The sequence below is a fragment of the Halomonas sp. DP3Y7-2 genome, assembly GCF_019800795.1.
Taxonomy (GTDB): domain Bacteria; phylum Pseudomonadota; class Gammaproteobacteria; order Pseudomonadales; family Halomonadaceae; genus Halomonas; species Halomonas litopenaei_A.
On sequence record NZ_JAHVKJ010000008.1, the window covers coordinates 70052 to 83122 of the forward strand.

Here is a 13071-nt window from a genome sequence, read left to right on the forward strand (position 1 = left end):
GGTGGTGTTCGGGAATTCCTTTGGAGGTAGGATCGGTCGTGGTGTTGACGTGAAGCAGGATCGTCTTTCGCTCTGTGCAAGCGCCTGAAAGTGTCAATGATGGAAGTCAGCGAACCATGGTGGCGAAGATGACGGATATCACGGGGCGAAGCAGAGCAAAGATGGAGAAGGTGGGGGAGAGGTGGAGATCAGACGTCCAGACGGGATGCCTGAGATGGAGTGCCGATAAACGTCAGATGTCAGTCATACGCTTCTTTGGTTGACGGCCATGACTGCGCATTCTGAGGAGACATGAAGAGATGGCCACGGGATGACGGCATTGCACGCTCGTCAATGCCAAGGCATAAGGGTCATGCTTTTGGCGGATGGTGTCTCAGGTGACTGGGCGACACCTTGCGTCAATGCCATGCATATATGGAGCATGCATATATGGAGAGAACGCCCGCCACACCGAGCAAGGGGTGTGGCGGGCGTCGTTGTATCGGTAGAGGGCTATTTGAGACCGGCGCTTGAACTGCGTGCTTAAAAAACGCCCTAAATGGCGTGCGAAGTAGGGGTCGCGTTTTCCACGACCCCATGGCAGAGGTTCAGCGTCTGTCGTCTTGGTCGCGATCTGTCCCAGGGGCGGGCAGCATCGGCAAGGGTTGCGGGGGCCGAGCGTAAAGCGCGCGAAACAGCTTCATGCCGAGCCACAGGAACAGCAGGGGAATGACCAGGGTACGCAGTACGAACAGCGCCATCAGCTCTAGAATGGCATTGGTACCGGACTCCACGCGGCTTTGGATCGCCGCCAGACTGAGGCTGTCGGTCAAGGCGGAGAAGCGCTGAGTGAGGCTAGCCAGCAGGCCCTGGTCTTCCCCTGCCAAGCGACTGCTCAAGGCGTCTCGCCGGCGGTCCAGTTCGGCGAGTTGTTCAAGCTGATGCTCGCGCTGTTCCGTCAGCGCTGCGAGTGAGTCGCGGCGCTCTGCCAGCTGCTGCTGCAGGCGGTCGATCTCGGGGTTGTCATGGAAGGGATTAAGGCGTTCCTTCAGGCTGAGGCGAGCCGTCAGCAGCGACAGGCGTCCACGGCTCTGCTCGACGCCTTGTTCTGCCAGGGCGATCCGACGGTTGAGCGTGATCAGCCCGCCACGCAGCTGGTCGCGCTGGTCCTCGGCGGACGCCAATTCGCGTTCGATCTGTTCGCGTTGCTCCGCAGGCAGGCCATCATCGGTGTGGGCTTCGCTGGTGGCCTGAACGTCCTCGGACAGGCGTTGGACCTCCTCCATGCTGTTCGTGGTGCGCTCGTCGAGGAAGGCGTGATCGACCAGCGCGCTGGCGGCAAGGGTCAACAGCAGCAGGAAACGGCCCAGGCCGATGAGGGCGAAGGCGCGCCAGGCCATTGCTGTCGTCGGCCAGCCGCGCCAGAGACTGAGCAGCAGCCACAGGCCGGCAGCGGTGAAGGCCACCTTGAATGCCAGCGTGGCCGTGATCTCGAGCAGCAGGGTCTGGCCTATCAGCGAGCCGATGGCCAGCTTCATCACGCTGGCATAGTCCTCCACCAGGTCGTTGATCGGGTCCAGCACCTCGAAGGGATGGGTCGACGCTGCCACCACCCCCACTTCGGTGGACTGCAGGACGGATATCCCCGCGTTGAGGCCCCTCGCCGCAGCGAAGGCGAGCAAGGCTTGTGTGGTGGCGCCTTCTACCTGGCGCTGGGTGGCGCGGTCGAGTATCCCAAGCCATGACACGGTGATGATGGCCGCAATGGCGAGGGTCATGATCAACTTCAAGCGTGAATCCGTCAGCAGGAGCAAGGGGCGACCGGAGCGCGGGCCGGGGAGGTTGTCAGGCATAAGGTGTTCCGTCGGATGGCGAGGGCGGCAGTCGTGAGTGGCGTGTCATGGCGTGTCGATGATAGCCGCCTTGGCCTGTCGACCGGCGCCGGTGACGGTGTCATGGGTCACGGCCTTTGCGGCGTGAGTCCCACCCGGTAGAATGCCACGACCATCGAGCGGGAAATACTGTTGCGTGCCCGTCACGCCTTGCCCCCGCCTTGTTGACATAGCGGGTCGTCAGGCCCGAAGCCCAGCCGCAGGAAATGACGTTCAATGAGCTATCAGGTTCTGGCCCGCAAGTGGCGGCCTCGCACCTTCCATGAACTGGTGGGGCAGGAGCATGTCCAGCGAGCCTTGGTCAATGCCCTCGACCAAGGGCGGCTGCACCATGCCTACCTGTTCACGGGCACCCGTGGCGTGGGCAAGACCACACTGGCCAGGATTCTGGCAAAGTGTCTGAACTGCACCGACAAAGGCGAGGGTGACGACGGCGTGACGTCGACCCCCTGTGGGCGCTGTGATAGCTGTCAGTCCATCGATCAGGGGCGTTTTGTCGACCTGATTGAGGTCGACGCTGCTTCGCGAACCAAGGTGGAAGACACCCGTGAGCTGCTCGACAATGTCCAGTACGCGCCGACTCAGGGCCGCTACAAGGTGTACCTCATCGACGAGGTGCACATGCTGTCGACCAGCAGTTTCAACGCCCTGCTGAAGACCCTTGAGGAGCCGCCGCCCCACGTCAAGTTCCTGCTGGCCACCACCGATCCGCAGAAGCTTCCGCCGACGGTGCTGTCACGCTGTCTGCAATTTACCCTGAAGCACATGCCTCCTGAGCGCATCGTTGGCCATCTGTCGAAGGTGCTGGAGGCGGAGCAGGTACCTTACGAGGAGTCCGCGCTGTGGCTCTTGGGCAAGGCTGCCGCGGGCTCCATGCGTGACGCCATGAGCCTGACGGACCAGTCGATCGCCTTTGGTCAGGGCGAGGTGCGTCACGCTGACGTGGCGGCCATGCTCGGAACGCTGGATCATCGTCATGTGCTGGCGCTGATCGAAGCGCTGGCCGAGGTCGATGCGGCAAGGGCGCTGCGCGAGGTGGCGAGCCTGGCTGAGCAGGGCCCTGATTTTGGTGCCGTGCTCGATGACTTGACCTCGGTGATGCATCGCCTGGCGATCGGTCAGATGGTGCCGTCGGCGCTGGATAATGGCCACGGTGATCGCGAAGCGTTGCTGGCACTTGCCGCGCAGTTCGCGGCTGAAGATATCCAGCTGTACTACCAGATCGGCGTGCAGGGACGGGCTGACATGGCCCATGCACCGGATGCCCGCACCGCACTGGAAATGACGCTGCTGCGGATGCTGGCCTTTCGTCCTCAGGGCGTGCCGCGACCTGCCAAGACACCGTTGCCGATGCGCGGGGAGCCCGAGCAGCCCCAGCCAGCAAGGGCCGAGCAGCCTCCACAGCCTGAACCCGAGCAGCCATCGTCTTACGAGGACCCTTCGGCAGGCTCAGCGCAGGTCGCTGCTTCCATGGATGCTCCGCCCCCCGGTCCGAGTGAGCCGAGTGGGCCGAGCCAGCCGGTGGCCGATCATGAGCCGGCCACCGCTGCTGACAGCCTTCCGCCCTGGGAGGGCGGCGTTCCCGAGAACCCTACGTCGGGCGCTGATGCGCCCGCAGAAAGCCGAGAGCCCGCTGAGGCGCCCGCAGACAGCCGAGAGCCCGCTGATGCGCCCGCAGACAGCCGAGAGCCCGCTGAGGCGCCCGCAGACAGCGTAGCGATCGCAGAGGCGCTGCCTCAGGTGGGCATGGATGGCGAGGGTCCCCACGAGCCCCAGGCGCCGGTGCCAGACGCAAGCCCAGCCGCCTCCGCTGCCTCCGCCGAGGCGTTGGCAGTGTCCCAGGTCGATGCCGCGGCGGCGGAGGTCGGGGCAACGTCTGCTGGCGAGCTCGAGCAGGAAGGCGTGTCCACCGCCGCCGCTGGCAGGCCGACGGACAGCAGTGGGGCCATCTCGGAGGTCGCTACAGAAGCCGCTAGCGAGGCGACGACAGAGGCCACTAATGAGGCCACGACAGAAGCCGAGGCTGAGGCGGTCACGACGGCGCCACTCGACGGGCAGCGACTGACCCACGCACTGTGGCTGGAGCACTTCGACGATCTGGCCATTTCCGGGCTTACCAGGAACTTGGCGGCGCACTGCATCGTGGCCGGAGATGATGGCGAACGGCTGCACCTTCAGCTGGACCCGTCGCAATCTGCGATGAATGCCGACGTCCACCAGAATCGCATTCGTGATGCGCTGGAGGCCCTTGGCTATGCCCGTCGGCTGGAGGTCGACGTTGTCGAGCTGGATGGTCGCGTCGAGACCCCGCGCCAGATGGCCGAGCGCTTGGCTGCGGAACGCCATGCACAAGCGGTTGAGGCATTGAAGCGTGATCCCCATATTCAGCAGTTGCAGCAGACTTTTGGCGCCAGGCTGGTGGAGTCCACCGTGACTCCCGCTGGCGAGACGCGCAAGGCCCGGCGCTGATGACAGACATCGCCGCCGCATTGATCAGAATGTGTTCTTTGCTGGGCCCGGAATCTATTTCTGCCAGGTAACGTACCTGGCAAACGCTTTGCTAAACCGTGTCGTTTGAGAGGATCAGATCATGATGAAAGGTGGAATGGGCAACCTGATGAAGCAGGCCCAGGAAATGCAGGACAAGATGCAGCGCGTTCAGGAGGAGATCGCCAAGGCCGAGGTGCTGGGTGAAGCGGGTGCCGGCATGGTCAAGGTCACCATGAACGGCCGTCACGACGTCAGCAAGGTCGAGATTGACCCCTCCGTCATGGAAGAGGACAAGGAGCTGCTAGAGGACCTGCTGGCAGCGGCGGTCAATGACGCCGTTCGCAAGGTGGAAACCAGCTCCAAGGCCAAGATGGAAGAGGTGACATCTGGCCTCAACCTGCCGCCTGGTTTCAAGATGCCGTTCTGATTCGGCGTCCACCTGCGGCGTTCCGGGCCTTGGCGGGCCCGGACAATATCTGACTGGCGGGGGGCGCTTGCGGCCCCGCCCCGGACGAGACTGTCATGAGTTTTTCTCCCCTGGTCGAGCAACTGATGGACGCCCTGCGCGTGCTGCCCGGCGTCGGCCCCAAGACCGCCCAGCGCATGGCCATGCACCTGCTGGAACGCCAGCGTGAAGGCGGTAGACGCCTCGCTGAGGTGATGCTCGAGGCCGTGGAGCAGGTGGGCTACTGCCAGCGTTGTAGAACGCTGACGGAGGAGCCGCTTTGCGGTCTCTGCCAGAGCGCGCGGCGTGACGACAGCGTGCTGTGCGTGGTCGAGTCTCCCGCGGATATGCTCGCCATCGAGGAAGCTGGTGGCTTCCAGGGACGCTATTTCGTGCTGCACGGGCATCTGTCGCCGCTGGACGGGATCGGTCCGGAAGACATCGGTCTCGACCAGCTTGAGGCGCGCATGGATGAGGGGCTGGTCAAGGAAGTGGTGCTGGCAACCAACCCTACCGTGGAAGGCGAAGCAACGGCGCACTACATCGCCACTCAAATCAAGCGCCACGGTGCGCGCCTGTCTCGCCTGGCCTATGGTGTGCCCATGGGCGGCGAACTCGAGTACGTCGACGGGGGAACCCTGAGCCGTGCCTTTTCTGGCCGCCTGCCTTTCGATAGCGAATGACCTAGGCCCGTGCCGTTGACTGAAATGGAAGCCTGAATGCCTGTTACCCCCGATATTCGATGGATCGATAACGACGCCGCACTTGATGAGGCCTGCAAGGCCCTGTCCCAGGCGCCTGTGCTGGCGCTGGACACAGAGTTCTTCAGGGAGAAGACCTTTCATCCGGTGCCAGCACTGATTCAGATCTATGGCGGCGAGGCCACCTACCTGATCGACCCGTTGGAAGTGGCCTGCAGCGACGCCTGTCGCGAGTTGCTGACCAATGACGCCTTGAAGCTGTTGCACGCCTGTAGCGAGGATCTTGAGGTGTTTGCCCATTGGGCGGGTGTGGCACCGACGCCACTGGTCGATACCCAGGTCGCCCAGGGCCTGCTGGGTGAAGACGCCGCCATGGGGTATCAACGTCTGGTGGAGTTCTGGGTGGGCGAGACCCTGCCCAAGGAAGAAACCCGTTCCAACTGGCTCGAACGCCCGCTGAGTGACGCACAGTTGAGCTATGCCGCCCTTGACGTGGTCTACCTGTTGATGGTCTGGCAACTGCAGCGAGAGTCTCTTGAACGGCATGGTCGCCTGGAGTGGGTGCTCGAAGACTGCGCCGATCTGGTAGCCCAGTCGGAGCGCTCCAGCGACAGCGATGGCCAGTGGTATCTGCGTCATCGCCAGCTGTGGCGCCTGGCGCCGCGCCAAGTGGAGGCGTATCGCCTGATGACCACCTGGCGCGAGGGGGAGGCGCGGGCGCGAAATCTGCCGCGCAACTGGATTGTGCAGGATCGCGTGCTCTACGCTATTGCAGAGAAACTGCCGGCCAACCGCCATGAGCTGTCCCGCGTCGAGGGCGTCAAGCCTCCACTGATCAAGCGCGAGGGCGATGTGTTGCTGGCGCTGGTCAAGCAAGCCGCCCACGCCGATGCGGCAGCGTTGGCGCCGGTGCCACTGGCGCCAACGCTGCCACCCTTCAAGGCACGCATGAAGGCGTTGAAGAAGGTGGTCAATGGCGAAGCGGAGTCCCTTGGGGTGGCCCCTGAGGTGCTGCTGCGGCGCCGAGAGCTTGAAGCGCTGGTGACGGCCAGCATGCGCAATGCGCCGTTACCGCTGGCTTCCGGCTGGCGCGGTGAGCGACTCAACCCAGGCCTGCAGGCCGCCCTGGGCGACCTGGCCCAGGCGGGGTGACATAGGCGGGCTGGCATACCCCGGCTGACGGGGGACGCCGCCTGCTGCCCTCCACTGACAGGGATGCACCCAACCACACCCGTGACAGGGCCCATCAGGGCCCGATGAGACAGCCATGACGACAATGCAAGGCAAGCTGCTGTGCGAAGTGTTCAAGAGTTTGCGCAAGGAAGAGATGTATCTTTACGTGGACAAGCGCCAGGGGCTTGAGCGGATACCGGAACCGCTGCTGGAGCGCTTTGGTGCGCCGGTATCGGTGATGACGATGATCCTGACCCCTGAGAAGACGCTGGCACGTACCAGCGGCGCCGACGTGATGGCGGCGATCGAGGAGAAGGGGTTCTACCTGCAGATGCCGCCGGCCAAGGACGAGTATCTGCTGGACCTGTACCGCACGCCCACGGAAGCTCGCTATTAAACGATTACCTCCAGAGGGAGGAAGACAGAGGTCGGTTTGGAAACATCGCTGAGAGAGCGCTTCTGGGAGCGTTATTCATTGCATGAGCTCAACCCCCAGGAGTGGGAGGCGCTGTGCGATGGCTGTGGCCAATGCTGCCTGCGCAAGCTCGAGGATGAGGACACCGGTGACCTGGCGGTACTGGGGCTCGCCTGCCGTCTGCTCGATGTCCACAGCTGTCGCTGCAGCGACTATGAAAACCGCTTCGCCAAGGTGCCAGACTGTACTCAGCTTACCCCGGAGCTGGCCCACCAGTTCACATGGCTGCCGCACTCATGTGCCTACCGGAGGCTGGCCGAAGGGCGCAAGCTGGCAGGCTGGCACCACCTGATCTGTGGAGATCGCGAACGGGTGCACCGCAAGGGCATCAGCGTGCGCAGCTTCGCCATTTCCGAGACCGAGGTCGACGAAGCCGACTTCGAGGATCACATTATCGCGGTGATCCCCGTAGACGGTTGAGACATCGCAAGCGACAAGCCTCCCGACGGCGTGAGTAGCGGCCTCCTTAAGGAGGCCGCTTGCGTTGGGGCTTGGCTCAGCCCGCCGCCATGGCCTCGATCAAAGCATCGCGAAATGCCTTGGCCGGGGCTGTCAGGGGGCGCTTGCGGTTCCACGCGAAGCCCACGTCCATGGTCGGAATAGGGTCGGCCAGGTCGATATGTTCAATGCGGCGTCCCTCCAATGACCACGGGCGATAGACCATATCCGACAGGATACTGACTCCCGACCCGCTAGCGACAAGTGAACGTACGGCTTCTACTGAGGATGTACTGAACAGCGTCTGTGGGCCGAGCCCGGACGGAGCCCAGTAGCGCAGCGCGGTCTGCTCGGCCTCATCCACGTTGAGCATGATGTAGGGCTCGCGTGCCACATCGGCCAGGCCGACGTCACGCTTGGCCTGAAGCGGGTGGTGGCTGGCCACCCATAGTCGCCTTGGCGAACGGATCAGCAGGTGCTGAGCCAGAGGGGCGTCAGCGTCCAGATTCGAGATCAGCATGATCGCCAGGTCGAAGCGACCGCTGATTAAGCCTGCTTGAATGACAGGGCGCGAAGCCTCGTGAAGGCGCACCGCTACACCGGGATAACGCCGCTGGAACTGTGCAAGGAGCGGCGGCAGAAAGTAGCCTGCAACGGTATAGCTCATGGCCAGGTCGAGGCGTCCCTCCAGGGTCGGTGAGTGAATGCGAGTGGAGTCGAAGGCCTCGTCCACCGCTTGGAACACATGTCGGACCCTGTCGAGAAAACGGGTCCCTTCGCGGGTCAGTAGCATGCCCTGGGCCTGGCGTTCGAACAACTTAACACCGAGTTCTTCCTCGATTTCCCGCACGCCGGTGGTGATTGACGACTGCGACACGTTCAGGTCCACCGCGGCCTGGGTCACCTTGCCACTTTCGGCGACTGCCACGAAATAACGTAGCTTGCGTAGGGATGGGCTGCGCGCCATGTGAAATTTCTCACCTCTCAGGCGTTCGGTTTTTTTGATAATGCCAAACAAGAATAGGTAATTCCAATCAGTGGTGGCCCTCAGCTACAACAAGGGAACACCAGCGAGGAGACCCACAATGACAACACTGGACCTCAATGCCGATATGGGCGAGGGCTTTGGTGCCTGGCGCATCGGCGGAGATATCGACGATCGCATCATGGCGAGTATCAGCTCCGCTAACATCGCGACCGGCTTTCATGCCGGTGATCCCAGCACCATGACCCATAGCCTGCGACAGGCCGCACAGTTTGGGGTCGCGGTGGGTGCTCATCCCGGTTTTCGTGATCTGGTAGGCTTTGGGCGCCGTCATATCCACGCCAGCCCAGAGGAGCTGGTCAATGACGTCATCTACCAGCTCGGTGCGCTGCGCGAGTTGGCGGCTCGGGAAGGACTTGGACTCCACCACCTGAAGCTTCACGGCGCCCTTTATATGCATGCCGCCAAGGACGAGAGTTTTGCCACTGCACTGTGCCAGGCCCTGACGCTGATTGACGCCCATCTGCCTATCTACTGCCTGGCAGGGTCGATGATCGACCGAGTCGCCGAGGACGAGGGCATCCCGCGGGTTCACGAGTTCTACGCCGATCGCGACTATGACGATGAAGGCTCCATCATCTTTGTTCGCCAGGTACAGCAACTGGACCCGGAGGCGGTGGCTGAGAAGGTGCTGCTGGCGGCCCGTGAGGGCGTTGTCAAGACCACCAGCGGCAGGCAAGTGCCGGTCAGTTTTCAGTCGGTGTGTCTTCACAGTGACTCCCCCGGTGCCTTGGCTCTGCTCGACGCCATCCGACGGCGACTGTCCGCTGCAGATATCGCGCTCAAGGCACCCTGAACCAGCCTCCGTCCCGTGCGCTGCAATTCCAATTCCAATTCCAACGACAAGCGAGAAGACTCATGTCTCAGCAAACACAGCAAGCTCCTTTTCCCGGCGTCTTCTACCGGCGTCCTTCGCCCGAGGCCGACGCCTTCGTTAGCCCGGGTGACCATGTCGAGGTCGGTGACACCATTGGCCTGCTTGAGGTAATGAAACAATTCTGCGAACTCAAGGCCGAGATTGCCGGCCGGGTCGTTGCCTTTAATGTCGATGATGGAGATGTGATTGAGGCCGGGCAGGAGATTCTGCTGATTGATGCCGCGGAGGGTGACGCATGAACGCGACTCGACTGTTGATCGTCAACCGCGGGGAGATTGCCGTGCGAGTGGTACGCGCCGCCCGGGAGCTAGGACTGACAAGTATCGTCACCTACAGCGAGGCCGACGCCGACAGCCTGGCCGTCCAGTTGGCCGATGAGGCGGTCTGCATCGGCCCGGCCCAGGCCGCCAAGAGCTACCTGAATATCGAGGCGATCCTGGCGGCGGCCCGCGAAGTTGGCGCTGAGGCGGTACACCCAGGCTATGGCTTTCTTTCCGAGAGTGCCGACTTTGCCCGCCGTGTGGTCGAGGCTGGGATGATCTTTGTCGGTCCCGATGCTGCGCTGATCGAGCGTATGGGTAACAAGGCCGAAGCCCGGCGCACCGCGCAGGCGGCAGGAGTGCCGGTGGTGCCGGGGTCGCCGTCGGCGGTGGTCGATATCGAGGAAGCGGCGAGGGTGGCAGAGGAGGTCGGCTATCCACTTCTGATCAAGGCCGCCGCCGGTGGCGGAGGACGTGGCATCCGCACTGCCGCCGATGAGGTGGAGCTTCGCGCCCAGCTGCCCTTGGCCCAGAGCGAGGCGCGGGCGGCCTTCGGCGATGACAGCGTCTATCTCGAGCGATTTATCGAGCACGCCCGGCATATCGAGGTACAGATACTGGCCGATGGCGAACGTGCGGTACATCTCTTCGAGCGTGAGTGCTCATTGCAGCGACGGCGTCAGAAGGTCTTCGAGGAAAGCCCGTCGCCGGCCCTGTCCGAGGCGTCCCGCGCGCGACTTTGTGCTTCTGCGGTGGCATTGGCCGAGCACGTCGGCTACAAGGCTGCCGGGACCCTCGAGTACCTTTATGACGACGACAGCGGCGAGTTCTTCTTTATCGAGATGAATACCCGCATCCAGGTGGAGCACCCGGTCACCGAAATGATCACCGGGGTGGATCTGGTGCGCTCAATGCTCAGGGTGTGCCTGGGTGAACCGCTGGCGCTTCAGCAGGATGATATCGCCATGCGCGGCTGGGCCGTGGAGATGCGCATCAACGCTGAAGATCCAGACAATGATTTCTTCCCCTCGTTGGGCAAGGTCGAGCGACTGGCGTGGCCGACTGGTCCGGGGGTGCGCATCGACAGTGCGCTGTATGAGGGGTATCAGATGCCACCGTTCTACGACTCCCTGGTGGCCAAGCTGATTGTCTGGGATGAGGATCGTGCTACAGCACTGGCCCGCGCTGGCCGCGCCCTTGATGAATTTACGCTGGAAGGGTTTACGACTACGGCGAGCCTGCATCGCCGGCTGGTCGAGGACGAGGCGGTGCGTCGTGGCGACTTCCATACCGGTACCCTGGAGGTTTGGCTGGAGCCCACAGCAGCGCCATCAACCCAGGAGGCAGCATCATGAACGACTCCGTCCAAGGCCGGATCGAGCAGGCCTCGCCCGCACGTTACAGCCCCGCCGGCGACGAATTCCTGTTCGTCGAGCTGTCCGAGGCGATGAACCTGGAAGCTTTCTTTCGCGGGGTGTCTATTACTGGCCGATTGCGTGAGCGGGCTTTGCCGGGAGTGATCGAGGTCTGTCCTGCCAACGCCTCCTATCAGGTGCGCTACGACCCTGACAGATTATCGCTGTCACGTCTGACCGACACCCTTGAGCAGATCGATGCCGAGGTACAGGGCCAACAGGTTCAGCGCCTGGAAACCCGCGTGGTGGAAGTGCCGGTGCTGTATAACGATCCTTGGACCCATGAGACATTGATGCGCTTTCGCGATCGTCATCAGGATCCGACAGGCACCGACCTGGAGTACGCCGCACGAATCAACGGCTTTACCGATGTCGATGGCTTCATCGAGGCACATAGCGGTAGTCCATGGTTCGTATCGATGGTCGGCTTCGTCGCTGGCCTGCCGTTCATGTATCAGATGGTGCCGCGGGAGCGGCAGCTCCAGGTTCCCAAGTACGTACGGCCACGTACCGATACGCCTAAGCAGACCGTAGGTTACGGCGGGTGCTTCAGCTGCATCTACTCGGTGCGTGGCGCCGGGGGCTATCAGATGTTCGGAGTGACGCCGATGCCGATCTATGACCCCAGCGGCGAGCAGGCGCATATCGACGACTCGATGATCTATTTCCGCCCAGGTGACATCGTCAAGCACCGCGCCATCGAGCGATCTGAGTACGACGCCATGGTGGCCGATGCCGAGGCCGGCCGCTTCAGGCCTCGTACCGCACCATTCGTGTTTGATCTGAACGAGTATCGCGAGGCTCCAGAAGCCGTAGCCCGTCGTGTCGAGGAGGTGCTCGATGAGCATTGAAGTGATCAAGCCGGGGCTTGCAACGTCGGTCCAGGACGCTGGCCGCGCCGGCCATTATCACCTGGGGATTCCGCCGTCCGGCGCGATGGACCAGTTCTCCATGCGCGCGGCCAACCTGTTGCTGGGCAACGCCGAGGACGCGGCGGTGCTCGAATGTGCCTTGATGGGGCCTGAGCTGCGCTTTACCCGAGCCTGTCGCATCGCCACCGGTGGCGCCGAGATGGTGCCGAAGATCGATGGCCAGGCCCAACCCACCTGCGAGGTGCTGGAGGTGGCGGCGGGCAGTGTCTTGAGCTTCGACTTCGTGCGTGCTGGGGCAAGGCTGTACCTGGCGGTGGAAGGGGGCATCGATGTACCCGAACGTCTGGGCAGCCGCAGCACCTACGCCTTGGGCGCCCTTGGCGGCGTCGAGGGACGCCCATTGAAGACCGGCGATGTCCTGCCGCTGGGGCAGGTCCAAAGCGATACCCGTGTACAACCCGGTCGGCGTCTTCCCGAGGAGTTCCTGCCACGCTTTGCCAAGCACTATGAACTGCGTGTGGTGCCGGGGCTTTATGACCATCTCCTCGATAAGCAGGCGAGGGACCTCTTCTACCAGGAGGATTGGAGCGTTGCCTCTGAGGCTGATCGTATCGGCTATCGCTTCAAGGGGGGAACACCGCTTCAGTTTGTCGAGCGCGAGCCGCCGTTCGGTGCCGGTGATGATCCGTCCAATATTGTCGACGCCTGCTATCCGATCGGCTCGATCCAGGTGCCCGCCGGCAGCGAGCCGATCATCCTCCACCGTGACGCCGTGTCCGGCGGCGGCTACGCCATGGTTGGCACGGTGATCAGCGCCGACATGGACCTGGTGGGCCAGATCCAACCCCATCAGAAGGTGCGTTTCGTGGCGGTGTCCCTCGATCAGGCCCTTGACGCGCGCAAGGCCTATGCCGAGCGTCTTGACGCCCTGCGCCAAGCCTTGGGTGTATAGCCCAGGGCCTATTCACTTCTACTTCGTCGTCTTTCCCAGCGGAGCTAATTGGCTCCG

Annotated in this window: 13 protein-coding genes; 11 read left to right on the plus strand and 2 right to left on the minus strand. The window is 62.9% G+C overall.

Translation table 11 applies throughout. The annotated features are described in order from the left end of the window. Positions 1 to 587: 587 nt before the first annotated feature. On the minus strand, positions 588 to 1832 hold the full coding sequence (locus tag KUV45_RS10135) for a hypothetical protein (protein ID WP_222162959.1): 1245 nt from the start codon (positions 1830 to 1832) through the stop codon (positions 588 to 590). A 255-nt stretch (positions 1833 to 2087) separates the two neighbouring features. On the opposite strand from KUV45_RS10135, the gene dnaX reads away from it, so the two are divergent. From dnaX to KUV45_RS10165, 6 genes are all read left to right on the plus strand, one after another. After that, a complete protein-coding gene (dnaX, locus tag KUV45_RS10140; RefSeq protein ID WP_222162960.1) occupies positions 2088 to 4340 on the plus strand; it encodes a DNA polymerase III subunit gamma/tau in 2253 nt (750 codons plus the stop codon). 121 nt (positions 4341 to 4461) lie between these two features. Next, complete coding sequence (locus KUV45_RS10145) at positions 4462 to 4788, plus strand: YbaB/EbfC family nucleoid-associated protein (protein ID WP_045993209.1); 327 nt, start codon at positions 4462 to 4464, stop codon at positions 4786 to 4788. Between the two features lie 95 nt (positions 4789 to 4883). Continuing rightward, positions 4884 to 5489, plus strand: a complete 606-nt coding sequence (recR, locus tag KUV45_RS10150; RefSeq protein WP_222162961.1) for a recombination mediator RecR — start codon at positions 4884 to 4886, stop codon at positions 5487 to 5489. 36 nt (positions 5490 to 5525) lie between these two features. Continuing rightward, positions 5526 to 6659 (plus strand): ribonuclease D, encoded by a 1134-nt coding sequence (rnd, locus tag KUV45_RS10155; protein ID WP_222162962.1) that lies wholly within the window; start codon positions 5526 to 5528, stop codon positions 6657 to 6659. 115 nt (positions 6660 to 6774) lie between these two features. Continuing rightward, entirely contained in the window at positions 6775 to 7077 is a 303-nt protein-coding gene (locus KUV45_RS10160; protein WP_222162963.1) for a YcgL domain-containing protein, read from the plus strand. Between the two features lie 36 nt (positions 7078 to 7113). Next, the gene (locus tag KUV45_RS10165) at positions 7114 to 7575 is read left to right on the plus strand and encodes a YcgN family cysteine cluster protein (RefSeq protein WP_206936959.1); all 462 of its coding nucleotides are present in this window, start codon (positions 7114 to 7116) and stop codon (positions 7573 to 7575) included. Positions 7576 to 7651: 76 nt separating this feature from the next. Here the strand turns inward: KUV45_RS10165 and KUV45_RS10170 are convergent, their stop codons facing one another. Beyond that, positions 7652 to 8560, minus strand: a complete 909-nt coding sequence (locus tag KUV45_RS10170; protein WP_222162964.1) for a LysR substrate-binding domain-containing protein — start codon at positions 8558 to 8560, stop codon at positions 7652 to 7654. Positions 8561 to 8678: 118 nt separating this feature from the next. Here KUV45_RS10170 and KUV45_RS10175 point away from each other — a divergent pair, with 118 nt between their 5' ends. The 5 genes from KUV45_RS10175 to KUV45_RS10195 all read left to right on the plus strand — a co-directional run bounded on the left by KUV45_RS10175 (position 8679) and on the right by KUV45_RS10195 (position 13014). Further along, entirely contained in the window at positions 8679 to 9434 is a 756-nt protein-coding gene (locus KUV45_RS10175) for a 5-oxoprolinase subunit PxpA (RefSeq protein ID WP_222162965.1), read from the plus strand. A gap of 62 nt (positions 9435 to 9496) precedes the next feature. After that, the gene (locus KUV45_RS10180; RefSeq protein WP_222162966.1) at positions 9497 to 9754 is read left to right on the plus strand and encodes an acetyl-CoA carboxylase; all 258 of its coding nucleotides are present in this window, start codon (positions 9497 to 9499) and stop codon (positions 9752 to 9754) included. Next, complete coding sequence (locus KUV45_RS10185; RefSeq protein ID WP_222162967.1) at positions 9751 to 11130, plus strand: acetyl-CoA carboxylase biotin carboxylase subunit; 1380 nt, start codon at positions 9751 to 9753, stop codon at positions 11128 to 11130. Before KUV45_RS10180 ends, KUV45_RS10185 begins: the two co-directional genes overlap by 4 nt. After that, the gene (locus KUV45_RS10190; protein WP_222162968.1) at positions 11127 to 12041 is read left to right on the plus strand and encodes an allophanate hydrolase subunit 1; all 915 of its coding nucleotides are present in this window, start codon (positions 11127 to 11129) and stop codon (positions 12039 to 12041) included. The genes KUV45_RS10185 and KUV45_RS10190 overlap by 4 nt, the downstream gene beginning before the upstream one ends. Further along, on the plus strand, positions 12031 to 13014 hold the full coding sequence (locus KUV45_RS10195; RefSeq protein WP_222162969.1) for a biotin-dependent carboxyltransferase family protein: 984 nt from the start codon (positions 12031 to 12033) through the stop codon (positions 13012 to 13014). The genes KUV45_RS10190 and KUV45_RS10195 overlap by 11 nt, the downstream gene beginning before the upstream one ends. Positions 13015 to 13071: the final 57 nt, after the last annotated feature.